This window comes from Actinophytocola sp. (assembly GCF_036378875.1).
Lineage (GTDB): Bacteria > Actinomycetota > Actinomycetes > Mycobacteriales > Pseudonocardiaceae > Actinophytocola.
In genome coordinates this window covers 154,767-179,690 of record NZ_DASUVO010000176.1, presented here as the reverse complement: position 1 = coordinate 179,690, position 24,924 = coordinate 154,767, and the positions used below count along the sequence as shown (strand labels likewise).

Annotated in this window: 20 protein-coding genes and 1 pseudogene; 5 read left to right on the top strand and 16 right to left on the bottom strand. The window is 70.6% G+C overall.

From position 1 onward, the window contains the following. Positions 1–2: 2 nt before the first annotated feature. Genes VF106_RS50640 through VF106_RS50625 form a run of 4 tightly spaced genes read right to left on the bottom strand, consistent with a single transcriptional unit; the run spans position 3 to position 3,307 of the window. Positions 3–959: an asparaginase gene (locus VF106_RS50640; protein ID WP_330847332.1), complete on the bottom strand. Its 957-nt coding sequence runs from the start codon at positions 957–959 to the stop codon at positions 3–5. Then, positions 952–1,746 carry an amino acid ABC transporter permease gene (locus VF106_RS50635; RefSeq protein WP_330847331.1) on the bottom strand — a complete coding sequence of 265 codons (795 nt, stop codon included), beginning with the start codon at positions 1,744–1,746 and terminating at the stop codon, positions 952–954. Before VF106_RS50635 ends, VF106_RS50640 begins: the two co-directional genes overlap by 8 nt. Then, on the bottom strand, positions 1,743–2,387 hold the full coding sequence (locus VF106_RS50630) for an amino acid ABC transporter permease (protein ID WP_330847330.1): 645 nt from the start codon (positions 2,385–2,387) through the stop codon (positions 1,743–1,745). Before VF106_RS50630 ends, VF106_RS50635 begins: the two co-directional genes overlap by 4 nt. After that, on the bottom strand, positions 2,387–3,307 hold the full coding sequence (locus VF106_RS50625; protein WP_330847329.1) for a glutamate ABC transporter substrate-binding protein: 921 nt from the start codon (positions 3,305–3,307) through the stop codon (positions 2,387–2,389). Before VF106_RS50625 ends, VF106_RS50630 begins: the two co-directional genes overlap by 1 nt. A gap of 96 nt (positions 3,308–3,403) precedes the next feature. Between VF106_RS50625 and VF106_RS50620 the strand changes: the two genes are divergently transcribed. Together VF106_RS50620 and VF106_RS50615 are read left to right on the top strand one after the other, a co-directional pair. Further along, positions 3,404–4,576 carry an ROK family transcriptional regulator gene (locus VF106_RS50620; RefSeq protein ID WP_330847328.1) on the top strand — a complete coding sequence of 391 codons (1,173 nt, stop codon included), beginning with the start codon at positions 3,404–3,406 and terminating at the stop codon, positions 4,574–4,576. A 179-nt stretch (positions 4,577–4,755) separates the two neighbouring features. Next, positions 4,756–6,393, top strand: a complete 1,638-nt coding sequence (locus VF106_RS50615) for an ABC-F family ATP-binding cassette domain-containing protein (RefSeq protein ID WP_330847327.1) — start codon at positions 4,756–4,758, stop codon at positions 6,391–6,393. Here VF106_RS50615 and VF106_RS50610 read toward each other — a convergent pair. Both VF106_RS50610 and VF106_RS50605 read right to left on the bottom strand, forming a co-directional pair. Beyond that, positions 6,390–6,722, bottom strand: a complete 333-nt coding sequence (locus VF106_RS50610; protein WP_330847326.1) for an antibiotic biosynthesis monooxygenase — start codon at positions 6,720–6,722, stop codon at positions 6,390–6,392. The genes VF106_RS50615 and VF106_RS50610 overlap by 4 nt on opposite strands. Positions 6,723–6,798: 76 nt before the next feature. Further along, positions 6,799–7,092: a hypothetical protein gene (locus VF106_RS50605; RefSeq protein WP_330847325.1), complete on the bottom strand. Its 294-nt coding sequence runs from the start codon at positions 7,090–7,092 to the stop codon at positions 6,799–6,801. Between the two features lie 57 nt (positions 7,093–7,149). On the opposite strand from VF106_RS50605, the gene VF106_RS50600 reads away from it, so the two are divergent. Then, entirely contained in the window at positions 7,150–7,695 is a 546-nt protein-coding gene (locus VF106_RS50600) for a TetR/AcrR family transcriptional regulator (RefSeq protein WP_330847324.1), read from the top strand. Beyond that, on the top strand, positions 7,695–8,018 hold the full coding sequence (locus VF106_RS50595) for a hypothetical protein (protein WP_330847323.1): 324 nt from the start codon (positions 7,695–7,697) through the stop codon (positions 8,016–8,018). Before VF106_RS50600 ends, VF106_RS50595 begins: the two co-directional genes overlap by 1 nt. Here VF106_RS50595 and VF106_RS50590 read toward each other — a convergent pair. The 8 genes from VF106_RS50590 to VF106_RS50555 all read right to left on the bottom strand — a co-directional run bounded on the left by VF106_RS50590 (position 7,993) and on the right by VF106_RS50555 (position 22,769). Next, positions 7,993–10,509, bottom strand: coding sequence for a PEP-utilizing enzyme (locus VF106_RS50590; protein ID WP_330847322.1), 2,517 nt, complete (start codon positions 10,507–10,509; stop codon positions 7,993–7,995). The two genes, VF106_RS50595 and VF106_RS50590, sit on opposite strands and share 26 nt — an antisense overlap. 83 nt (positions 10,510–10,592) lie before the next feature. Continuing rightward, the gene (locus tag VF106_RS50585; RefSeq protein ID WP_330847321.1) at positions 10,593–11,741 is read right to left on the bottom strand and encodes an alkaline phosphatase PhoX; all 1,149 of its coding nucleotides are present in this window, start codon (positions 11,739–11,741) and stop codon (positions 10,593–10,595) included. Beyond that, a complete protein-coding gene (locus tag VF106_RS50580; protein ID WP_330847320.1) occupies positions 11,738–12,643 on the bottom strand; it encodes an alpha/beta fold hydrolase in 906 nt (301 codons plus the stop codon). Before VF106_RS50580 ends, VF106_RS50585 begins: the two co-directional genes overlap by 4 nt. Before the next feature lie 137 nt (positions 12,644–12,780). Further along, entirely contained in the window at positions 12,781–14,391 is a 1,611-nt protein-coding gene (locus VF106_RS50575) for a LuxR C-terminal-related transcriptional regulator (RefSeq protein ID WP_330847319.1), read from the bottom strand. 128 nt (positions 14,392–14,519) lie between these two features. Continuing rightward, on the bottom strand, positions 14,520–16,766 hold the full coding sequence (locus VF106_RS50570) for a SulP family inorganic anion transporter (RefSeq protein ID WP_330847318.1): 2,247 nt from the start codon (positions 16,764–16,766) through the stop codon (positions 14,520–14,522). A 142-nt stretch (positions 16,767–16,908) separates the two neighbouring features. Further along, on the bottom strand, positions 16,909–17,412 hold the full coding sequence (locus tag VF106_RS50565) for a hypothetical protein (protein ID WP_330847317.1): 504 nt from the start codon (positions 17,410–17,412) through the stop codon (positions 16,909–16,911). 91 nt (positions 17,413–17,503) lie between these two features. Then, complete coding sequence (locus VF106_RS50560) at positions 17,504–19,015, bottom strand: S8 family peptidase (protein ID WP_330847316.1); 1,512 nt, start codon at positions 19,013–19,015, stop codon at positions 17,504–17,506. Between the two features lie 118 nt (positions 19,016–19,133). After that, complete coding sequence (locus tag VF106_RS50555; protein WP_330847315.1) at positions 19,134–22,769, bottom strand: S8 family serine peptidase; 3,636 nt, start codon at positions 22,767–22,769, stop codon at positions 19,134–19,136. A gap of 87 nt (positions 22,770–22,856) precedes the next feature. On the opposite strand from VF106_RS50555, the gene VF106_RS50550 reads away from it, so the two are divergent. Further along, on the top strand, positions 22,857–23,783 hold the full coding sequence (locus VF106_RS50550) for a YihY/virulence factor BrkB family protein (protein WP_330847314.1): 927 nt from the start codon (positions 22,857–22,859) through the stop codon (positions 23,781–23,783). On the opposite strand, the gene VF106_RS50545 is transcribed toward VF106_RS50550, so the two are convergent. Both VF106_RS50545 and VF106_RS50540 read right to left on the bottom strand, forming a co-directional pair. Beyond that, positions 23,780–24,004, bottom strand: a complete 225-nt coding sequence (locus VF106_RS50545) for a hypothetical protein (RefSeq protein WP_330847364.1) — start codon at positions 24,002–24,004, stop codon at positions 23,780–23,782. The two genes, VF106_RS50550 and VF106_RS50545, sit on opposite strands and share 4 nt — an antisense overlap. Positions 24,005–24,063: 59 nt before the next feature. Then, positions 24,064–24,816 (bottom strand): annotated as a pseudogene (locus VF106_RS50540) (VanZ family protein); the annotation flags it as partial. Between the last annotated feature and the right edge of the window lie 108 nt (positions 24,817–24,924).

Genomic DNA, 24,924 nt, shown 5'->3' with positions numbered 1-24,924 from the left:
ACTCACCCGACCAGCGCCGCGCGTACCTCGTCGCTCACCCCGACCTCCCCCACCGGCACGCCACCGCCAAGAACCGGCTCCGTCGCCAAGGCGCTGGCCGCCGACACGTCCACGCCCAGCGCGCCGAGCACCGCCAACGCGAGGATGGTCGTCGCGCGGGGGTTGCCGTCGATCACCTTCATCGCCACCGCCTGGCCCGTCGCGGCGGCCGCCATCAGCACGCCCTCCGCGCCGCCCTTGCACACCGTGCCCGGCACGAGTCGCATGACCTCGGTGTTCTGGTGGCCGGTGCCGCCGACGTACTCGGGTGCCGCCCGCATCGCGTCCGCCACGACCCGTTCCGGCGTGCCGTCCGGCGCCAGCACCAGGGCGCGGGCCGCCCGCGCCAGGCCAAGCACCGTCGTGGAGAACAGCGGCGCGCCACAACCGTCGACCGCGACATGCGTCACCGGACCCGCCGCTTCCTCCAACCGCGCACGAATGACCTTCTGGACGGGATGACCGGGTGACAGGTAGTCCTCTGTGGACCATCCGTTGACCACGCAGCACGCGAGCATGGCCGCGTGCTTGCCCGAGCAGTTCATCCGGACCTGGCTCGGCCCCTCCCCCGCCCGGATGAGCCGGTGTCGCGTCGCCTCGTCCTCCGGCCAGGTCGGCGGGCACTTGAGGTCCACTTCGGACAACCCGGCCGCGGCGAGGATCGAACGTACCTCGGCGACGTGCCGGTCCTCGCCGGTGTGGCTTCCCGCCGACAACGCGGTGCCGGCCGTCGACAGGGTCAGTCCGGCGGCTCGGCAACCCACGGCCTGCCACGGTTTCGTCGACGACCGCGGCAGCATCGTCGCGGTCGGCTCGCCCAGCGACACCGCGACCGAACCGTCCCCGGCAAGCCCCACGAGCGTGCCGAAGTGCCGGCTTTCCACGAAACCGGACCGTTCCACCACCGCCAGCTCAGCCATGTGCCTTCTCCGAACGGCGCAACCGGTGCGCCAAGAACGACAATGAACTGTTGCACACCAGGTAGACGAACGTCACCACGAGGAAGGTCTGCACCAGAAGATGGTTGTAGGCGGACAGCACCTGCGCCCGGTAGAGCAGCTCCGTGAACGCGACGACGTAGCCGAGCGACGTGTCCTTCAGCAGGCTCACGAGCTGGCTCACCAGGGCCGGCATCACGTGCCGGACCGCCTGCGGCAGCACCACGAACCGCATCGTCTGCGTGCCGCTCATGCCCAGCGAGAGCGCCGCCTCGGACTGCCCCCTCGGGAGGCTGAGCACGCCGGCACGGAAGATCTCCGCGAAGGCCGCCGCGTTCGCGACGGTCAACGGCAGCACCAGCTTCCACAACAGCGGCAGGTTGACGCCAACCCCCGGCAGCGCGAACAAAGTCACGTAGATCATGAGGAGCACGGGCAGGGTTCGTGCGATCTCGATGTAACCGGTGGCGAGCCAGCGCACCAACCTCACCCGGGACAGCCTGCCCAACGCGAGGAAGACACCGGCGACCGCGCTCAGCACCGCGACGTACGCGGCCGCCTCCAGTGTGCCGAGCAACCCGACCAGCAGGTACTCCCAGATCGGCCACTGGGTGAACGGCGCCCACCGCGCGGCGTCGAGCTGCCCGTGTTTCGCGAACTGCCACAGCCCGAGCGCGAGCAGGCCGGCGAGCACCACCGCGCTCACCACCGACCAGATCATGATCCGGCGGCGGGTTCGCGGGCCCGGCGCGTCGTAGAGAACGGTCACCGCAGGATCGCCACCCGTCGTTCGAGCCAGCCCGTGCCGAGACCGATCAGCAACGCCAGCGCCATGTACGTCAGACCGGCGCCGACGAAGATCGGGATCGGCTGGGCGTGCACGAGGTTCGTCTTGTTCGCGGCCGCGGTCAGCTCGACGATCCCGACCGCGGCGAACAGGGCCGTGTTCATGACCAGCGCGATCATCACGTTGCCGACCGGCTGGACCACCGCCCGCAGGGCCTGCGGCAGGATCACCGACCCCAACGTCTGGCGAAACGTCAACCCGAGCGCGCGGGCCGCTTCCGCCTGCCCCAACGCCACCGTGTTCACCCCGCTGCGCACGGCCTCCGCGACGTACGCGGCCTCGTAGACCACCAACACGACGACGGCGGTGACGGGCAGCGGCATCAGCAGGCCGGCGTCGGGCAGCGCGAACACGAACAGCACCAGCAACGCGAGAAGCGGCACGTTCAGGAACAGTTGCACGTACGCGAAGGCGACACCACGCAGCACGGGGATCGGGCTGACCCGCATGGCCGTCACGATCACGCCGAGCGCCAGTGCGCCCACCGCTGACAGGGCCGCCATCCACAGCGTGGTGAGCAGGCCCCGCAGCAGCGGTTCGAGATTGTCGAGCAGTGCCGCCATCAGGAGCCGGGCACCGAGCCGATGGCGGGCGGGGTCGGCGGGTCGGACTCGACGACCGTGCCGAGCGAACTCTTCCACGCGGCCGCCCACTGGCCGCCGTCCTGGATCTTCTTCAGCCAGTCGTTGACGAAGTCCTTGAACTCGGTGTCGCCGTGCTTGAGCCCGATGCCGTACGGCTCCGTCGTGAAGGGATTGCCGACCACGGTGAGTTGCGGATTGGACTTGGCGTCACTCGCCAGAAGAGTGAGGTCCTGGACGTACGCGTCACCGCGGCCCTGCAGCAGCGCGGTCACGGCCTGCGGATCGGTGCCAAACGCGACGACGTTCGCCGTCGGCTGACGTTGTGGCACCTCCGTGACAGCCGGGGTGTTCGCGCCGACGATCACGGTTTTACCAGCGAGATCGTCGATGCCCTTGATCTCGGTGTTGCCGGTCTTGACCGCGACGGCCAGGCCGGACTCGAAGTACGGGCCGGCGAAACTCACCTGCTCAGCGCGCTCTTCGGTGATCGTGTAGGTGTTGAAGACGACGTCGACCGTGCCGTTGGCGAGCAGTGCCTCTCGGGTCTCCGTGGCCGGCGGTATGATTTCGACCTCCGGCTTGCCCAGGATGTACACCGCGAGCAGCTTCGCAAGATCTGCGTCGAAACCAGTTACCTCATCCGGGTTCGTCGGGTTCTGTTGCGAGAGCAGCGGCGCGTCGAGTGCCTCGGCGACGATCAGCTTGCCACGCTTCTTGATCCGCTCCATGGTCGAGCCGGACAGGATCGCGGCGGCGTCGGCGACCGGAGCATTTTTCAGCAAGTCCGGACTACTCGTGGCACCGGTGGCCGGCGGCACGGCGGACTCCTCACCGCCGCCGCATCCGGCGAGCGCCATGGCAAGTGTGCCGATCAGGGCAAGCAACACGCGACGGTTCATTCGGGAACCCTCCATCTTGATCCGAACGTCGGAACACTAAGTCCAAAAATCGAACCAAGTCAAGACAGATTTGTAACAAGTGGTAGAAAGGTCCGCATGAACAGTCCCCGCGTCGCACCCGACTCGCCGGGTGCGGTGCTGCAGCTCATCCGGTCCGGAGCGGTCTCGTCCCGCTCCGAGCTGGCGAAGTACCTCGGCGTGTCGGCGTCGACGGCGAGCAGCCGCGTCCAGACGCTGATCGACCACGGCTATGTGGAGGAAGCCGGTGAGGGCAGGTCGCTTGGCGGCCGACGCCCCCGGCGTCTCGCCTTACGACCCGACTTCGGGTACGTCGCGGCGGCCGACCTCGGCAGCCGCCACGCGACGATGGCCGTGTTCGACATGTGCGGCACGCTGGTACACGAGCGCACGGACAAGGTGCGGATCGCGGCGGGACCCTTTCAGGTGCTGTCGTGGGTCGGGGACGAGATCTCGCGCGCGGTGAACGTCGAGCGTGGACTACTCGGCGTCACCGTCGGCGTACCCGGACCGGTGAACATCCGAACCGGACAGGTGGTCACGCCGTCGCGGATGCCTGGCTGGCACGGTGTGCTCGTCGGGTCCGAGCTCGTCGACTTCCTCGGCGACACCCCCGTGCTCGTCGACAACGACGCGAACCTGATGGCAGTTGGCGAGCACAGCGCCGACGCGATCGACCACATGGTGTTCCTCAAGGCGGGCACCGGTATCGGTTGCGGCGTCATCGCGTCCGGCCGCCTGCACAGGGGCGGGATGGGCGCGGCGGGCGACATCGGCCACCTGCCGGTGCCGGGACGAGAGGACGTCGAGTGCGCATGCGGTCGCAACGGCTGCCTCGACGCCGTGGCGAGCGGCGCCGCACTGGTCCGCGACCTCCAGGCGGCGGGCGTCGCGGTCGCCTCGCCGCTCGACGTGGTGATCCTGGCCAGAGACGCCGAACCGACCGTCACGCGTCTGCTGCGGGAGGCGGGCCGCGCCACTGGCGAGATCCTCGCGACGGTCGTGAACTTCTTCAACCCGGACGCGGTGGTGATCGGCGGGCAGCTCAGCCTGGCGGAGCCGTTCGTGTCCAGTGTTCGCGCCGTCGTGTACGAGCGGTGCCTGTCCATGGCCACCGACGACCTACACATCCGCACCAGCAAGGTGGGCCACCTGGCGGGCGTGATCGGTGGCGCTCAACTCGCGCTCGAACACGTGCTGGATCCCCAGCGCGTGAACGAACAGATCGAGAAGAAGGACCAGGGCTTGTGATCAACCGTGGCGCAGGCCACACCCGCAGTCGCCATTGTCGGTAACACATCGGCGGGCAAGTGCGATGACACAGGTGACCTCGCGGTGCTGGCGGACCCCCGACCTGGCAGCACCGCGGGGTTTTCTTCGTTACCGGCCCCGCCTGTCCGCGCCGCGCCGGTCATCTACGCTCCTGGCCAGTGAGCGCAACATTGGTCGCCAAAGGGCTGGCGGCGGGCTTCGGGGAGCGGATCCTGTTCTCCGGGTTGGATCTCGTCGTGGCACCAGGAGACGTGGTGGGCCTCGTCGGGGTCAACGGGGCCGGGAAGTCGACGCTGCTTCGAATTCTCGGCGGGGTTGTTCCGCCGGACGAAGGAAGTGTGCGGCTGAGTCCGCCGAACGCCAACGTCGGTTATCTCCCGCAGGAGCCGGACCGCAGGCCTGGCGAGACGGTTCGTGAGTTCCTCGGCCGCCGCACCGGGGTCGCGGCGGCACAGACCGCCCTCGACGACGCCACTACCGCGCTCGCCGAGAGCAAGCCGGGCGCCGACGAGGAGTACGCGAACGCGTTGGAGCGGTGGTTGGCCCTGGGCGGCGCCGACTTGGACGAACGTTTGGAGGAAGTGGTCGCGGATCTGGGGTTGACGGTCGACCTTGGTGCGCACATGACGTCGCTTTCCGGCGGACAGGCGGCCAGGGCGGGGATGGCGTCGCTCCTTCTCAGCCGCTACGACGTCTTCCTGCTGGACGAACCGACGAACGACCTGGATCTGGACGGGCTGGCGAGGCTCGAGGAGTTCGTGACGGGTCTGCGTGCGGGCACCGTGCTCGTGAGCCACGACCGGGAGTTCCTCGCGAGGACCGTGACCGGGGTGGTCGAACTGGACCTCGCGCAACGACAGGTCAACACCTACGGCGGCGGCTACGAGTCCTACCTCGCGGAGCGGGAGGTGGCCCGCCGGCACGCCAGGGAACGGTTCGAGGAGTACGCCGACACGAAGGCCGCACTCGAGCTGCGTGCGCGGACACAACGCGCCTGGATGGACAAAGGTGTCCGCAACGCGCGCCGCAAGGCCACCGACAACGACAAGATCGGCCGGAACAAGCGCGTCGAGGCAACGGAGAAGCAGGCCGCGAAAGCCCGCCAGACGGACAGGTTGATCCAGCGGCTCGACGCGGTGGAAGAGCCGCGCAAGGAATGGGAGCTGCGGATGGAGATCGCCGCCGCACCCAGGGCCGGCGCGGTGGTGGCGGTGCTGCGAGGCGCGGTCGTGCGACGGGGTTCGTTCACGCTCGGCCCGGTGGACCTGCAGATCGACTGGGGCGACAAGGTCGCCATCACCGGCGCGAACGGCGCCGGCAAGTCCACCCTGCTCGCCGCGCTGCTGGGCAGGGCCGACCTGGCGGACGGGACGTCCTCGCTGGGGCCGGGAGTCCGGGTGGGCGAGGTGGACCAGGCCCGCGCGTTGTTCACGGGAGACGACACACTGCTCGCCGCGTTCGAGCACCAGCTACCCGACATGCCGCCGACGGACATCCGCACGTTGCTGGCGAAGTTCGGCCTCACCGCGGCGCACGTACGTCGGACGGCCGGCAGTCTTTCCCCGGGCGAACGCACCCGCGCGGCACTCGCGTTACTCCAGGCCCGCGGCGTGAACCTGCTCGTTCTGGACGAACCAACGAACCATTTGGACCTACCGGCCATCGAACAGCTGGAGTCCGCGCTGGCGAACTACCCGGGCACCCTGCTTCTGGTGACCCACGACCGCCGCATGCTGGCTGCCGTACACACGAACCGCCACCTGAACGTGGTGGACGGCGAGGTGACGGACCGCTAGGGAGCGGTTGTCGTGCCTGGTAGGACGTCCGCGACCCAGGAGTCCATGACTTCCACGTGCCGTAGGCCGCCGGACTCCGCGATGTGTCGGAACCACTCGCGGCACTCGGGGACGGTGTCCACCAGCCGCGCGGCTTCCTCCGCCTGCTCACGGTCGCGCCACACCAGTACGTCCAGCCAGCCGCCGTCGTCCTCTTTGGTCAGGAAGGCGGCCAGGCAGGCGGGGAAACGGCGCCTCAACGCGTCGATCATCGCTGGGCGTTCGGCCAAGAGCTTGTCCTCTGCGCCTTCGTGGATCGTGAAGCGGGCAAGTTCGATCGCCATCGTCATGGGCGCACGATAGTAAGACCCACCGACAGGCCTCTTGCTTCGCGGTTTGGAGCAAGTCGGTGTGGCGCTGGAGTTTTCAGGCGCCGCCGCGCATCGAGCGGCGGATTTCCTCCAGTTTGTCGAGGCCTGCCTTCTTCCTTGCCTCGAACTGGTCCTCGACGGCCTTCCCTTCTTGGGTCGCGTCTGCCAGTTCGGCGGAACCGATGCCGGTCGCCACCCGGTTCTCGATCCGGTCCCGCACGTAGTCGAAGGTCGGCACCCCGGCCTCCGTGTAGTCACCGGCGGGCACCACGGGTGGCGCGGCGGCGGTGAGGTCCTTGTTCTCCTCGACGAGCTCGGCGTCGAGCACCGGCTCCTCTTTCGCGTTCATATCCCGACCATAGCCCTGTCTTGCCAACCGGTATTTCGAAACGATACCGTTTCGTTCATGGCGGCTCGGGCACGCAGTGACGTTCGTGAGGAGGCGATCCTCCGCGCGGCGATGGCACTGCTCGGCGAGGTGGGCTACGACCGGATGACCATCGACGCCGTCGCCGAGCGCGCGAAGGCCAGCAAGGCCACGGTCTACCGCCGGTGGTCGGGCAAAGCCGAGCTCGTGGCGACGGCCGTACGCCGGTACGCGGGCACAGCCCTGCCACCGCCCGAACCAACGGGCCAACCACGCGCCGACCTGCTCGCACTCCTCACCGCCATGCGTGCCAGCCTGCTCGGACAGGACGCCGCGCTGCTCCTCGGACTGCTCACCGCCATGCGACACGACGCCGAGCTGGCGCGAACCGTGCGGCAGGTCGTCCTGGCACACAAGCACGACGCGTTCGCCGCCCTGTTCCCCGACGCCGACCACGCGTGGCTGGCGGAGATCACCTCAGCCGCGCTGCTCTCCCGGCTGCTCGTCACGGGCGAGCCGCTCGACGAGGAGTTCCTCGCCAAGCTCGTCGACACCGTCCTGCTCCCCCAACTCGAGGAACCGTGATGTGGCACGTGATCCTGCTCGGTCTTCTCGGCGGGCTGCTCGCCGGCAACGCTCTGCCGCACTTCGTCCGCGGCATCACCAGACGGCCCTACCCGTGCGCGTTCGGCAACGGCCCCGTCCCGAACCTGCTCGCGGGGTGGTCCGGGTTCGTGCTCGCCGGGCTGTGTCTCTGGTGGGCGGACCTACCGCGCCATCCGCTCGCGGCGTTCGTCTCGATCAGCGTCGGCGTGCTGTTGATCGGACTGTTCCACGCCGGGCCGGGCGCCTTCGGCCGGCCAGAGCCAGACGGCCAGGATCCTAGGCACGCACCGACGCGGGCGTGAGGACCGTGACGTCGCCGGTGACGCCGTCCACCTGCACCAGCGTGCCCGGCGCGAGCCTGGCCGACGCGTCCCGCGTGCCCGTCACACACGGCACACCCAACTCCCGCGCCACGATCGCGGCCCTGGACAGCGGGCCACCCAGGTCGGTGACGATCGCCGCGGCGGGGCCCAGCAGCGCGGCGTGCCCGACGTCCACGACACGCACGACGACGACCTCGCCTGGCTCGACGTTCGCCCGAGCGTCGGTCAGGAGCCGGACCGGACCCGACACGACACCGGCCGACACGCCAACCCCGTGCAGCTGCTTGCCTTCCGGTGTCGGGTAGTCGACGACCTCCGGCCGCCACGAGCCGCCGATCACCGCCGGCATCCGCACCTCCGACAGCCGCGACCAGTCCGCACGACGGCGCTCAACCCGCTTGAGCGCGTCCGCCGGCTGACCGAGCAACTCGTCGAGCGTCAGGAAGAACGCGTCGTCGACGTCCACCAACCGCCCCGCGTGCACCTGCCGGCGACCCCACTCCCGGACCAGCCGACGTAGCTCGCCGGTGTACCGGATGGTCGCGTCGATGGCCAGTTCCCGTTGCCGCTGCCCGGCGATCGCCAGCTTCTCCACGAACTTCCGCTTCCCCTTGACCGGTGCCGCGGCGTCCACAACGGACTCATCCGAAATGGACTCCGCAGAAGCGTCGTCGGCCTCCGGGGACGGGTCTTCGACGGCCGGGGCGGGAACAGCTTCCGGTCGCGCGCGAGAAGCGCAGAGCGCGGCCATGAACACCAGATCCGACCGTTCAGCGAACGGAGAACCGGCCAGCTCCGCCTCGTTGGGTCCACGGTGGCCGATGCGCGTCAGCGCCTCGTCGAACGCCGCGCGGAACTCCGGGGACTTCTGCCGCACGGCGTCGGGATCACCCCACTCGGCGAGCACCCGCAGCTCCTCGTCGGCACGCAACATCTCCGCCAACCCGAGAACAGCGGGAAAAGTCGGCTCGTGGGCGATGTCAGCGCCCCGGCCGAGCGCGGCCACGTCCGCCTTGGCACGCCTGCGCAACGGCCCACCCGCGACATGCGCCACCAGCACGCCGAGTTGCGTCAGCGTCCAGCCCTCGGCCAGCCGGTCGTACAGCAACCGGGCCCGCACGGCCAGTTCGGCGTCCGGCCGCGTCACGAAGTCGTCCTCGAGGCGCTCCGCCACAGCGGCGTCGGCGAAGTCCTTGACAGCGGCCCGGTAACGGCGTGCCATGCCCACGAAACGCTTCCACGCCGACAATCGAGCCGCGAGCCCGCGCAACCCCGACGGCACCGTGGGCCGGCCCAACGGGAACAGGTCGAGATCCTCACGCGGGTCGACGTGCGCCCTGACCAATGTCTCCTCGGTCCAGCCAGGCAGCGGCGCCGCGGCGGCCGCCGACACCCCGGCGTACAGGCGGTGGCCGAACACCGCGTAGCCCCGGCTCTCCCACTCGTCCGCCACCGGACCGGTGAGTCCGGCCACCCCGGCCATCGTCCGGCCGGCGGCACGCAGACCCGCGGTGTGCACGTCGATCGACAGCGGTGTCAGCGGCGCGGGAAACAGCTCCGCCGTCTGGTGGGCGCTGAACACCGGGTAGCGAGGGTCGATGCGGTCGTCGCATTCCGCCGCCATGCTCGGCAACGCGACCGACGCGAGCGGTGTGCCGTCCTCGGGCGGCCGTCGGCGCGGCAGCGGCTCCACCGGGATCGGCAGTCGGGTCAGGTCGTCGACCGCGCCGTCCTTGGTGAGCCGCCGACCTCGGCCACCGCGGGCCAGGTCCTCGACCACCTCCTCGGAGGTCCAGCCGCACTCGAAACCCCAGTCCCGCGCGGTGCCCTTACGGTCCGAAGTGGACATCGCGGGCCAGTTCGGGATGCCGCGGACCGACAGGCCGCGCAACACCTCCCGCACCGCGCCCGCGACGATGACGTCCGACGCGAACAGCGCGACCACACCGGTGCGGTCGGATGTGACGGCGTACAAGAGAAAGCGCACCAGATCGTCGGTGTGCAGCAGGCGCCACTGGGTGTCGCGTGGCGCGGCGAGCAGCGTCGCGACCGTCCGGCACGACTGCCAGTCCAGGAGCCGGCCGCCGAGCGGCGCGGTCCGGACCACCACGTGCCGGCCGCCGCTGTCCCGCACGACCTTGTCCGCGTCGGCGGCGTCCGGGCCGTGCTCGATGGGCACGACGAAGCGGATCCCGTGCCGCGCGGCGGCGGTCGCCATCCGGCGCAACGCCGGGATGCCGCCGGACTCGGGCACCTCACGCTCCACCGGCGACAGGTGCACCACGACGTCGGTGCCGGCCACGAGGGACTCGGCCGTCGCCGCGTCGCCCTGGGTGAACGACACGTCCGGCGGCAGGTCCCGATGCTCCGCCGTGCCGACACCGATGATCTCGTGCCCGGCACCCGACAATGCCCTGGCGAACGCGCGTCCGAGGTCCGATGTGACTCCGTTGACGAGAACGCGCATCATGGCCCCTTCCCGCTTTGTGCCGACTACCCCGGGTGGTCTTCGCGGCACGCTACACGCGGGATGACCAAGCCTTTACGCCGACCTCACCTCCGAAACGGTCCCGTGACCTCGTAGGTGATGCCGCCGCTCGACAGGCCGGACGTGCCGCGCTGGGACGAGAAATAGAGCCGGTTCCCCGCCGGGGTGAACGCCGGTCCGGTGATCTCCGAGGAGCCCTGGCCGCTGATCCGCAGGAAGGGCGCCACGATGTCGTCCGGCGTGATGATGCAGATCTCCATGTTGCCGCCGTCCTCGGCCACGAACAGGTCACCCGACGCCGTCCCGGTGACGTTGTCGACGCCGGTCAGCGGGGCCGTGCCGTTCGTGACGAGCGAGTCGTCGTAGGCCAGCTCGTAGGTGCTGCTCGCCAGGTTCACCTGCCAGAGGCGATTGTCACCCTTTGTGGTGAACCAGGCGGTGTCGTTGGCGTAGTGGAGGCCCTCGCCGCCGTTGAACCGCTTGGCGCCCGACACCTGGTTGCGGGTGGCGGTCGGCGAACCGTCCGGATCCGGCACGGTGGCCCACGTGAACGAACCGCTCGTGGCGCTGCCGGCGACGAGCACCTGCAGGGTGCCGGCCGACAGGTCGCCCCACGTGGTGGGCACGAACCGGTAGAAGCAGCCGTTCGAGACGTCCTCGGTCATGTAGATCGCGCGGCGGACGGGGTCGGCCGCGGCGGCCTCGTGGGTGAACCGTCCCATCGCCGGCCGCTGCGTCGACGCGCCGCCCCACGGGTCGGTCTCGTAGACGAAGCCCCGGTCGACCTCCTCACACGACAGCCACTTGTTCCACGGCATCGCGCCGCCCGCGCAGTTCGTGCGGGTGTTGGACAGGATGCGGTAGGCGTCGGTGACGTTCGCGTTCCCGTCGAACCGCAGGGCGCTCGCGCCACCGCCGGGGTTGATCTCGGAGTTGGACACGTAGATCCAGCCGCTGCCGTCGGCGAACACGGCGCCGCCGTCCGGCGCGCTGTGCCAGGTGTAGCCGGCGACCTGCTGCCCGGACCGTGCGACGACGCGGCTGGTGAACCCGGCCGGCAACTGGATCCCGTTGGCGTCGGCGGCCTGCAGCGGTCCGTAGGGACTTGGCCCGACCTGGGCCGGCGCGGCCATCGCGCCGGGGGTGAGGGTGTTGCCGAACGTCGTGACACCCGCACCGATGACCGCGGCGCGCAGGAAGTTCCGTCTCTTCACGTATGCCTCCGAGGAGTGGTCGCCCGCTTACCTACCGCAGCGTAGGCGGGCGACGCCGCCGAGGAAAATGAACTTCGGATCGATTCGAAGTAGCGGTCCAGTTCCTCGGCGAGGGACGTGGGGGCCAGTACTGGGGCGAAGTGGCCGACGCCCGACAGGACACGGACATGCGCGTCGGTGACGTGCTGGGCGATGTGTCGTGCCGAATCGGCGAACCACGCGCCGAGCAGTGTCTGCCGGCCGTACATGAGCAGGACCGGCGCGGCGACCGTCCCGAGTGTCTCGGGGTCAGTGGATCGGGGCCCCTCGTAGGCGGCGTCCTGCTGGACGAACTGGAGCATCGCGGGGACGCGGCCTGCCCATCGCTGGTAGAAGTCCGTCTCCTCCAGGGCGGCGATCTCGTTGTCGGTGCAGATCCACGGGACGAACGCGCGTACGGCATCGACGAGCCTGCCGTCGGCGGCGGCCATGCCCATCTGCTCGAGGGTGGCGAACGTACGGGCGAAGTCGTCCGCTCGCATCACCGACACCACACCGGGTTCGTAGACGGCCACGGCTGCCACGGATCGGCTGTGCGCGGCCGCACCGAGCACCCATGCGCCGCTGCCTGACCAACCGACCAGGCAGACCGGCTCGCCAATGCTGTCGACGAACGCGGTGACGTCCTCCTGGAGCCGCGGGGGCGAGTGGTCCGGGTTGTCGGCGGACAGGCCGCGGCCGCGGGTGCTCGGCAGGTAGCAGGTGAACCGGTCGGTGAGGTGAGGCAGCAGCGCCTCCCAGGCGATCTCGCCGTCCCCCATCCCGCCGTGGACCAGGACCAGCGCCGGCCCTTGTCCTCGTACTCGGCCGACGATCTCGGTCCCGTCGGCGGAGACAGTTCGGTGGAGTTGGTGCTCAGTCATGGTGGTCACTCCCTGAACGATCGTTGCGCCGGTGTTCGGTGCGCCTACCTGGACGCTAGGCAGCGCGCCGCCACCGCGGCATCGGCGCGATTGACCATCCCGGCGGCGCTCGATCTACGCGGTTGTGCGTAGCCGCGTCACCGGCTGACCGTCAGTCCGTGGTCGATGGCGTAGCGCGCGGCCTGGGTCCGGGAGGTGACCCCGATCTTGTGGAAGATGTTCGTCAGGTGCCGGGCGACCGTGCGGTCGCTGATGTAGAGCCGCTCGCCGATCTCCCGGTTGGAGCGGCCGTCGGCGACCAGTGACAGCACCTCGCACTCGCGCCGGGTCAGCCCGGCGGGCGCGTCCTGCGCCCGCCGGTGTGCTCCCAGCCGCTCGTAGGCCGTCTCCGCCCGCGCGATCTCCGCGGCGGCGGACGTCTCGTCGCCGAGCGCCCGGTAGGCCTGCGCGAGCCGGACACAGGATCCGGCGGCGTCGTAGGCCGCGCCGAGCTCGTGCCAGCGCCGACAGGCGTCACGGAGCACCGGGAGCGCCTCCTCCGCGCGGTCCTGCGCCAGCAGCACCGCGCCGCGCGCGGCGGCGGCCATCGCCTCCAGCCCCGACGTCGCGTACGTCGATGCCGTCGACGCGAGCTCGGAGGCCGCGGCCGCCGCGTCATCCAGCCGTCCCGCGGCGACGGCGATCTCGACCGCCGCCGCACAGATCGGGGCCCGGCGCAAAGGGTCGGTGCCGGCCGCCGCCAGGGCCGAGCGCACCGACGTCGCGGCACCCTCGGGGTCACCCTGCTGGAGCCGCAGCAGCGCCCGTCCCGGTTGCGGGTCACGCCCGCGGGCGTGTGCCTCGTCGTAGGCGTCGGCGGCGCTCGGGTCGGCGCGCAACCGGCGCGCCTCGGCCACGACGTACCAGGCTTCCGCGGCGTAGTCGACCCGGTTGGCGTCGAGGTTCGCCACGACCCGCAGCGCGCTCCGCTCGGCCTCGTCCCACTCGCCGAGGAGCAACTGGAGCTGAGCCCGGTGCACCCGGCATATGCCCCCGAACGCCACCGCCGCCGGGAAGGTGGCCAGCCACCGCTCGGCCAGGTCGGTCCAGCGGGTCATCCGGCGGACGTCGGCGATCTCGTGACAGGCCGCGATGGTGTGACAGTAGAGGGTGCCTGAGATGAAGGGGGCGAGCCGGCCGTCCAGGACGGTGACCATCGCCTCGTCCAGCAGCGCCAGTCCGTCGACCACGTGGCCGGACCTGATCAGGGCGCGGCCTTCGGCCTGCACACCGGCGGCCACCAGGTCGGGCCGGTCGAGCCGGTGGCCGAGGTCCCGCAACCGGCGGGCCGCGTCCACCGCATCCGCCGAGCGGCCGGCCAGCAGACTCATCTCCACCCCGGTGACGAGCAGCAGGTATCCGTGCACCGGGCACTCCGGGATGCCCTCCGCCAGACGTCCGGCGCGGCCGATCCAGCCGATGCTCTGCGGCTCGTCGCCTCGCCCCATGTGAAAGATCCCGAGCAGCATGGCGGCCCACGCGGCCTCAGCCGGCCGGGAGTCCGCGAAGTAGGCATCGCACGCGGCAGCGCCGAGCCGCAGGTTGTCCTCGACACGGCCGAGCCACCACACGGCGTCGGCGTACGCGGCGAGGTCATCCGCGGTGAGTCGCTCGGTCGCGACCGCGTCGAAGTGCGCCGCGGCCAGGGCCCAGTCGTGTGCCGCGCAGGCCCGCCGCGCCAGGATCAGTCTGTCCGTGTGCTCGTCCACGCGCCGTACCCCGCCGAGTCGCAGCTCACGGACAGCAGTCTCCCACCGGAGGCCGCCACCGGCAGACTGTGGCGGGGCACCCGCACGCCGCTTGTCGACAGGGCCGACGGCGGTCGGCACGACTCGGCCTATTCGACCAAACGTCCACTATGGACAGAGGCGGGGAGGAACTCGCCCGCGACCGGATCGTGCAGGTAGACACGGGCGGCGGCCACGTCGAAGTACATGCCGATCAGCCGGAGTTCACCGCGCGTCAACGCCGTCGCCACCGCCGGGTGCGCGCGGAGCCGGTCCAGCTGTGCCAGCACGTTGTGCAGCGCCAGCCGGTCCCACTCGGCGGCCGGCACCTGTCCGCCGACGGTCAGCTGCGGACGCGTGCGAGAACGCTCCAGGCTCGGCGACGCGTGCCGCAACCACGAACGCAGCGCCGGCGCCCCGGCCGGCGGACCGCTGACGAGCGCCTTCATCGCGCCGCAGGACGAATGGCCGCACACCGCGATCTCCCGCACGCCGAGGGTGCCGACGGCGAACTCGACGGCCGCGGCCACCGAACCGTCCGCGTCGGCCGGCACGAGGTTGCCGATGTTGCGCACCGTGAACAGCTCGCCGGGGCCGCTCGTGGTGATCACGTTCGGCACGATGCGCGCGTCCCCGCAGGTGAGGAACAGGGTCGACGGCGCGTGCACGTCGGCTAGCTGACTCAGCGTCGGCAGCAGCAGCCGGGCGACGTGCCGCTCGTACTCCGCGGTGCCGAGCACGACCGACGGTGGCGCGGACCGTTGCGCCGGCACGACGGCAGGCCCGCGCTGCCACGCCCACGGCGCGTACCACCGCGGCATGGCCCGGCGCGCGGCACCCTTGTCCACGGTCGGGGTGCCGGCCTTGCCACGCGCGAACCACGGGTGGCCGAACTCCTCGACGACCACGGTGCCGCCACCCGACTCGTGGGCCTGCTGCCAGGTCGACAGGGTGTCGAAGGCGGCGTGGTCGAGGTAGTCGACGGCCAACTCGAGCGTCACCGTGGCGCCACGCGGGATCGTGCCAAGCACGGCCACGAGCCGCGGGATCGACAGCGCGGCGAGCGCGCCCTCGACGAGGATCCGCCAGCCCTCACCGTCGCGCTCCACACGGATGCCCGCCCACAGCAGGCGTCGCAGCGTCAACAGCGCGGCCACCCCGACGCCCAGCAGCACACCGCTCATGAGGTCGAGTCCGAGCACGCCGAGCAGCGTCACCAAGTACACGAGCAGGTCGCCGTGCCGCCGCACGGTCCGCAGGTGGTTGAGGTCGACGAGTTTCGCGCCGACGTACACCAGCAGCCCGGCCAGCACGGCGAGCGGGATCGCCCGCAGCACACCGGCGAGCAGGACCACGAACAGCATGATCCAGATGCCGTGGAGCACGGCGGAAACCCGTGTCCTGGCACCGGACGCGACGTTGGTGGAGCTGCGGACGATCACCCCGGTCACGGGCAGGCCGCCGAGCGCTCCGGAGGCGATGTTCGCCGCGCCCTGCCCGACCAGCTCGCGGTTGAGGTTGGCCCGTGGCCCGTTGTGCAGCTTGTCGACCGCGACCGAGGACAGCAGGCTCTCCACGCTCGCCACCAGTGCGATCGTGACGACGGCGACGGTGAACGCGGCCCAGTCGCCGTCCGGCATGGCCGGCACGAACCCGATGTGCAGCAGGTTGTCCGGCAGGTCGACCCGCTCGAGCGACATGCCGGTCACGACCGTCAGCACGGTCACGCCGAGCACGGCGGCGAGCGGTCCCGGCACCAGCCGTGCGGCGGCGGGCAGGCGTCCCCACAGGATCAGCAGGGCGATGGTGAGCAGACCGACCGCGGTCGCGCCGCCCTGCGCGTGGATCACCTGCCACGGGAGTTCGAGCAGGTTGTCGACCGGGCTGGTCTGCGTTGCGCCACCGAGCACGACGTGCAGCTGTGCCAACACGATCGTGAGGCCGATGCCGGCGAGCATGCCGTGCACGATCGCGGGCGAGATGGCGAGCGCGGCCCGGGCGATGCGGCTCAGGCCGAGCAGGACCTGGAGGAGGCCGGCGAGCACCGTGATCGCACACGTTGTGGTCCAGCCGAAGCGGTCGATGGACTCGGCGACGATCACCGTCAGCCCGGCCGCCGGACCGCTGACCTGCAGTGGTGAGCCGCCGAGAAGACCGGCGACCACGCCGCCCACGACGGCGGCGACCAGGCCGGCGGCGATCGGGGCCCCGGACGCGAACGCGATGCCGATCGAGAGCGGGACGGCGACGAGGAAAACAACGAGAGAGGCAGGGAGGTCGTGCTTGAGATTCTTCCGAAAAGCGGTGAGGCGCTCGCGGGTCGGCGGCGGCAGGTCCTGGTTCGTTGGCTCGATCATGCCCACAGGAAACCGGACGACCGGGTGTGTTGTCCGCTACACGAAGGATTCTCGAAGCCACGCTGGTACGCGTTGACCTGCGGGTTCACACAGTTCCGTCACCGAATGGGTGAGCGAAATTCCACCCGGACCAGTGACTGTGTCACGACCGATTCCGAAATCTTCTGTCGTTCTCCCGCTGTTTGAGTGCCGCCCAGTCGAGCCGTCCGTCCGCCTCGATCCGGTCCAGGTCCTCGACGACGACCGCGTTCTCCGGAGCCGCCCGGTCGTAGGCGATCGTGGCCTCGGTGCCGAGCGGGAGGTGCGCGAACGCCTTCGTCTCGGCGCGGATCACCCGACCCGCCTCGCGGGACTCGAAGGTGTGCGCCAACACGACCCGCTCGTTGATGTGGGTACGGGTGGGGCGGGTGGACACCAGCAGGGCGGGGGTCCGTCTCCCCGTGGCCAACAGGGCGTCGCGGCGGGCGTCCGTGCGCTGCCACACGAGCATGAAACCCAGCAGCACCGCGAGCTCCACCAGTGCCGCCCCGCCGAAGCCGTACAGGAAAGCCGGGTCCAGGAGGATGCCGAGCACCAGTCCGAGCGGAAGCGCGCACGCCACCTGGACGAGGAACACGATGCGGACGATCCTGCGGGCCGCGGGCATGGCCCGACAGTCGCCGGGAACTGGCGCGATGTCAACGAGTTGCCCGAAAGGACGTTCCGGTGGCCGCCCGAGAAGACGGCCACCGGAAACCTCAGCGGGTCACCGCGTCCAGCGCGTCGACGAGGCCGGCGCCGTAGAAGCCCTTACCGGACCGGCCGCCCTGGCAGGTCGCCGGGGACGGGACCGGAGCGGGCGGGTCGTACGTCCCGCCTGGCGGGCACGGAATGCGGTCCGCCTTCGCCTCCAGCGACGCCGCCACCCTGTTGGCCGACCAGCCGGGGTGCCTGCTGCGGATCAGCGCCAGCACGCCCGCGGCGGCCGGGGACGCCATCGACGTGCCCTGCAGGTAGCCGTAGCCACCGCCGACGACCGTCGACAGGACACGGCCGTTGGCGTCCGGCGTCGGGGCGGCCACCATCCGGTCACCACCCGGTGCGGTCACGTCGGTCTCGATGATCCCGTAGTTCGAGTAGTACGCCTTGCGGCCCTCTGGACCGACCGAGGACACGCTGACCACACCGGGCAGCTCGTCCGGCAGGTCCATGCACTCGTTGCCGACCGTCCGGGTGATCGGGTTGCCGTTGTTGTTGGGGCTGCCGGTGTCGGTGATCGGGTGCGACAGGTCCCAGTTGCTGTTGCCCATCGCGGCCACGTTGACCACGTCGCGGCGCGCCGAGTAGTCCACGGCACGCTTGACGGCCTGGATCACCGCGGCCTGGTCGACATCCGTGCGGCACCACAGGAAGTACGGGTCGATGAAGTACGAGTTGTTCGTGAGGTCCATGCGGTGCTCGGCGGCCCAGATGAATCCGCAGATCGCGTATTCCGGGTAAATGAATCCGTCGTCGTCGACCACCTTCACCGAGGCGAGCCGCACGTTCGGGGCAACGCCAGCCACGCCGATCCCGTTGCGGGGGGCGGCGATGATGCCGGCGACATGCGTGCCGTGCGTGCTGGTGGTCGGCACCCACGCGGCCTGGGACGTGTCCGGCACGCCCTCGTTGGTGCAGCCGACCGACTTCGACGGATCCAGGTTCGGCGCGAGGTCGGGGTGCGCGGCGTCGATGCCGGAGTCCAGCACGCCGACGAGCACGTCGCGGCTACCGCCGGAGATCGCGTTGGCCTGGTCAGCCTTGATCTGCCGCAGGCTCCACTGGTTGGCCTCCAGCGGCTCGGGCGTCACCGCGCCCGGCGACTTGGCCATCGCCGCGGTCTGCTCGGCCGCCGGTTCGGCCTGTTCGAGCATCTCCTGCTTCTGCGCCGCGCCGGCCGCCCGCGCGGCGGGCAGTCCGAGCTCGACCAGGTTCCGCGAGGCGCCTGCCGCCGCGACACCGGGCTTGCGGCGCACGGTCGCCGCGAAGTCCGCACTGGTCGACGTCGCGATCACGACGTTGATCTGCGGCCAGCTCTGCAGCACCTCGCCGCCCGCGGCGCGGATCGACGCCTCGGTCTTCTTCAGCGAGCCGTGCTGTGGTCCGAGGACCACGAAGTGCGCCTCGGACGCGTCCTGCGCGGCGGCCGGTGCGGCGGTCGCCGCACACAGGCTCGCGACGCAGGCGCCCACCGCGGCCGCGACGAACGCTCGGAAGGGGGTTTTTCGCACTGGTTTCCTCCATCGACAGGGCCCCGACCCGGTGGCACCGAACCATCCCGATCCCGGCGGAACAAGAGCCGTTCGGAGGGTATCTGCCGGGGGAGGCACGCCTCCCCCGGCAAACGGGTTATCGGAGTGCGTACGCGCGGGTGACGGTCTCGGTCACCTTGTTGCCCGCGGTGTCCGTCGCGGTCGCGCGCAGTGAGGCGTAGCCGCCGTTGGCGCCACCCGCCGGGATGCCGACCTCGAAGCGGTCACCGGCGGTCCGGACCGTGGCCTTGCGCCACGTCGCGCCATCGTCGTAGGACACCTCCACGGTCACCGAGCGGATCTTCGCGGCCGTCGCGCCCGGCTGGGTCGCGACGGTCAGCCCGGCACGCAGCGCGCCGGTGGCCGCCCGGTTGTGGTCGTCGAGCGGCAGCGCCCACCGGACGTCGAGGAACGGCAACGCGACCCGTGCCGTCGTGCCCGCACCGGCGCGGAAGGTCCACTCGGCTCTGGTGCGTGTGGACAGCGGCGGCACGAGCGTCTCCGACGCCGGCCGGTTCGCGTCCGCGACCACCGTGTACGTGCCGGGCCCGGCGGGCAGTGTGAAGGTGCCCAGCCCGGCGATGTCGTCCCGGCTGCCGACCTCGACGCCGTCCTTGCGCACGACGGTCGAGCCGTGGTTGGTGGGGTCGTAGAAGCTGGCGTCGCCAGGGTCGTTGTCGGCGAACATCGGCACCGCCAGCACCAGCTTGTCGCCCTGCCGGTACGCGACCGGGACCGGTTCACCGTCCTGGCGACTGGTCGGGCCCGTGGTCAGCTCGGGCCCGAACGGCGCGCCGAACATGCGCACGTGCTTCTTCTCGCCCCGCTTCACGGTCGTCGGGAGCGCCACCTCGCTGCCGAACCCGAAGCCGTCCTCGGTGAAGCCCGCGTCGCCGAACATGGTGAGCGCCGCGCCGGGCGTCACGTAGTCGGTGCGGCGGTGCGGCCAGTCGATCTCCACGTCGCCGCCGGCCGTGAACCCGCCGAACGACCAGCCGGCGATCTGGTACCGGTACTTCTTGTCCGGCTGCGTGTCGACGAGTTCCCGGTCGATCGCGCCCATGCTCCGGCGGGTGAACGCGAACGTGTGCCCGGCCGGCACGCGGCCCACCACCTCGCCTGCGACGAAGTAGGCGACCGGGCTGTTGAGACGCCCCACCGCCGTGACCGTGACCGGACCGTTCGCCAGGCGGGCCGCGATCTCCTGGAGGTCGGTGATGTTGAAGACCATCACCACTGGCAGGGGCAGGTCCGGCGGGTTGGGGTCGCTGTACTGAGGGTTGAAGTTCGACAGCACGAGCTTCGCGCCCCGCTCGGCCAGCAGCGCGATGCCTTCCTGCAGTTGCTGTTCGGACGGGTACACCGGGTCGTCCGGGCCGGTCGCGGCGATCACCGCGATCTTGCCGCGCACGTCGCCCGCCGCGTCGATGGCCGCGCGGTCACCGTGTCCGACGTACGCGACCTCGCCGGTCACCGTGCCGTCGAGGCGCGGATAGGTCGACACGTAGATGTCCTCGGCCTCGAAGCCGTCCGTGCCGTCGACGGTGATCGTGGCGAACGGGTGGGTCCAGTACCCGAAGTGGGCGAGCTCGACCCCGGCCATGGGTGGGGTGCCGATCGTGTACAGCTTCTCGGTGCGCCCGACGTCGCCGGCCCGCGCGATGCTCGCGCTGCCGCCACCCGCTTCGGACGCCACGGCGGTGCCGCCCGCGAGCTGTGCCCGCGCGTCCGGGTCGTCGACGCGGGACGTGATCTCCTTGCCCTGCCTGGTGTCCACGACCAGCTCATGGTCACCGTCCACTGTGGCCGGAAGCACGAACAGCGTGTCGGTCCCGCTGGTGAAGTCGGCGACGCGGCCGATCAGACGGTATTTCCCGGCCGGCACGGTGAACGTCGCGGTGTCGCCGTCGACGATCGCGTCCAACGCGTTACCGGTCCGCTCGTCCTGCAGGACGAGCAGCGAGCGGTTCGGGGTCTCGTCGCGGTCGACGATCGTGACGGTGAGCGTGTGCCTGGCGCCGGGCAGGCTCGCCGTGAGCGGGGTGGTGAGCGTCAACTCTCCAGCCGTGGCAACGAGTGCGCCACTGATCTCGCCTGCCCGCTTCGCCGGGACGCGTGCCGTGACCGTGGCCGCGGCGCTGCCGTGCGCCGGGACCGTCAGCCGTGGACTGTCCACGGAGAACAGCTTGCTGTTCACCGCGAGCCTGACGTCGAGCGTCACGGCGGTGTCGCCGTCGTTGACGTAGTTCACCTTCCTGGACACGGTGTCCGCGTCGCCTGCCCACGTCTCGCCGAACCCGAGCACGCCCTCGGCACGCACCTGCGCCCGGGTGGCGCGGGCGACGTCGAGACGGCCGGCCCCCTGCGCGATGGTGTCGATGCCGGGGAGCCGCTTCGCGCTGCCGACGAGCGCGTCCTTGATCTGTGTGCCGGTCCAGTCCGGGTGCTGCCCGGCCAGGATCGCCGCGGCACCGGCCACGTGCGGAGTGGCCATCGAGGTGCCGGACAGCGTCGTGTAGTGCTCGTCGACCGAGGCGTCCGGCAGGGTGCCGGCGGCGCGGGCGGCGATGATGTCCGAGCCGGGCGCGACGATCTCCGGCTTCAGTCCGTGGTCGCCGACGCGCGGGCCCTGGCTGGAGAACACCGAGAGCACGTCGGCCTTGGTCACACTGCCAACGGTGAGCGCACGGTCGGCGGCGCCGGGTGAGCCCACGGTCTGGCGGGCGCCCGAGTTGCCGGCGGCCACGACGAACAGCGTGCCGCTCGAGTCGGAGAGTTCGTTGAGCGTCTGGGACACGAGGTCGGTGCCGTCGGTCGGCCCGCTGCCGAGGCTCATGTTGACGACGTCCGCGCCCTGGTCGACCGCCCACTGCATGCCGGCGATGACACCGGCCTCCGTGCCGCCCAAGTCACCGAGGACCTTGCCGACGAGCAGTTGCGCGCCGGGCGCGACCCCCTTGCGCCGCCCCTTCGACGCGGCGCCGCTGCCGGCGATCGTGCTCGCGACGTGCGTGCCGTGGCCGTGGGTGTCGGCGATGCCCTCGCCGGTGAAGTCCTGCGCGGCGACCACGGTGTTCGCGAGGTCGGGGTGGTTGGCGTCGTAGCCGGTGTCGAGCACGGCGACCTTCACGCCGGTGCCGGTGTGGCCCGCGGCCCACGCCTCGGGCGCGCCGACCTGGGGCACGCTGTCCTCCAGCGTCGGCTGGACGCGGCCGTTGAGCCAGATCTTGCTCGTGCCGGACGCGCGGGCGGCGCTCGTCCGCACCTCCCGCCAGACCGCGCCGTCCTTGGGCGCCTCGACGGCGGTCAGCCCCCGGGCGGGGACGGCCAGGGTGCGTTCGGCGGCCGGCACCGCGCCCTGGATGATCAGCGGCACGGTTCGGGTTGCGGCGTCGTCCAGGCCTTGCGTCAGCAGTTCGGTGACGTCGAACAGCCGGGCGTCCAGCCGGTCCTCCCGCAGGAGTGGCACGGCGTCGTCGGGCACCACGTACTGGTGAGCGTTCACCTCGTACTGCCAGACGGGCCGGTTCTCGCGGCCGGTGGCCATCCGCACGCCGGCGACCTTGCCGTCGACGACCCGGACCTGGTCGCCGGTGAGCAGTGTGAGCGTGCTCAGCTGCCCGGTGACGGCGTCCCTCGCGGCCGGGTCCTGGGCGCCGGCCGGACTCGCGACGGCCAACGAGGCCGCGACGACGAGCCCGGCGACGGCGCCGGTGGTTCTGCGCAGGTTCATGATCTCTACCCACGCGCGCGGACGCTCGCGGGTTGCATGCCCCCGGACCGGGTAAACCAGCTTCACGAACGGCGCGAAGGAGGCGTCATGACTGTTGCCGACACCCCGACGGCCCTACCGAAACACTCATGGTGGGTCGCGCTGAAGCGCACGTTCCGCGAGTTCATGGACGACAAGCTGCTCGACTGGGCCGCCGCGCTGACCTACTACAGCATCCTGTCGCTGTTCCCCGCGGTCGTCGTGCTGATGAGCATCGTCGGTCTCGTCGGCGAGTCCGTGACGAAGCCACTGATCGACAATCTCCAGCAGCTCGCTCCGGGGCAGGCGCGGGACATGCTCGTCGACGTGGTGCGTGAGCTGGAGGGTTCGGCGGCGGTCGCCGGGCCCGTGGCCCTGATCGGGTTGCTGGGCGCGGTGTGGGCGTCGTCCGGCTACATAGGAGGCTTCATCCGCGCCTCCAACGCGATCTACGAGATCGAGGAGGGTCGGCCCATCTGGAAGACCATCCCGCTGCGCATCGCGTTGACCCTCGCCATGGTGGTACTGCTCGCGCTCACCATCCTCGGCGTGGTGCTGACAGGCGGCATCGCCGACCGGATCGGCAGCATGCTGGGCCTCGGCGAGCAGTTCGTCACGGTGTGGGACATCGCGAAGTGGCCGGTGCTGGCCGCGCTCGTCAGCCTGGCGATCGCGATCCTGTACTGGGCGTCACCGAACGTCCGGCATCCCGGCTTCCGGTGGCTCACACCGGGCAGCGTGCTCGCGGTGCTGGTGTGGGTGGTCGGTTCGTTCGGCTTCGCCGTGTACGTGGCGAACTTCGCTTCGTACAACAAGGTCTACGGTTCGCTGGCCGGCGTGGTGGTGTTCCTCGTCTGGCTGTGGCTGTCGAATCTCGCGGTCCTGTTCGGCGCGGAGTTCGACTCGGAGCTGACCCGTGAGCGACAGATCGAGGAGGGTCATCCGGAGAACGTGGAGCCGTTCCTGGAACCACGCGACACCCGCGCGATCGACTAGGTGGCGGGCTCCTGGCTGATCGCGACGTTGCGGGTGCGCGACAGGCGTTCGTACGGCGCCGCCTCGTCGCCGAAGAACACGGCCAGCGGGGTCCAGATGCCGACCACGAACCCCGACAGCAGCAGGCCGACCGGGAGCAGCAACTGTTGCGGCGCACCGAAGACGTCCCAGTGCTCCACTCGCAACGCCAGCCACAGGAGCCACAGCGGCGAGAGCAGCACCCGTTGCGCACGAGTAGCGACACCGGACCCGCCGGGCGGCCGTCCGTGCGCTCGATCCTGAGCAGCATCGCCCGCTTGCCGAGCGTCGAGCCGGTCTGAACCGGGACCAGCAGGAAGTAGATGACGGCCAGCGTGGCGGTGACCGCACCCCGCAGGTCCGCCGGCCCACCGAACAACTGGATCAGCCCGAGCACCACCACGGTGCTCACGCCGAACACCACCGCGTCGGCGGTGAGCGCCAACGCCCGGCGGCTGGCCGTCACCCTCGTCGCGTAGCGGCGGCGGTCGCGTTCCGGGTCGAGGTCGGGCAGCAGGCGGATCAGCGGTCCGGCCACCAGCCAGCCGATGACGGCGCCCGTCGTGTTGAGGATGAGATCGTCCACACTGAACAGCCGGTACGCGCACGGGTAGATGAACCACAGTCCGGTCAGCTGAGTCAGTTCGAAGAACAGCGAGACGCCGAACCCCACCGCGGTCGCGGCCAGGAACCGGGTGCCCGCGAGGTAGCGCAGGAAGAACGACAGCGGCGCCAGCAGCGCCACGTTCAGCGCCGTGCTCCCCAGCGTCGGGTTGATCCAGGTGCCCGAGACGCGTGCACGCGTGGTCATCATGTCGACGAAGGTGAACGGTCGCAGTTGCGGTGTGCTCGCGTACGACTGTGCCGCGCAGTACCCCGCCGGGTCGGCCGGCAGCGGGACGACGGTCTGCAGGAACGCGGCCAGCAGGTAGAAGAGAAACCCGTAGAAGACGAGCGCGGTCCACCCTCCCGCGCGGCCCCGTCGCCGATAGCTCACCACCGCGGCCGGCAGCATGACCAGCAACGCGATCAGTGGAAAGACCACTATCGCGGTCCGGACCGGTAGCAGGTAGGTCTGGAGCACGCGCGAAGTTCTACAGCGTCCGGTCGCGGACTCCGCTCA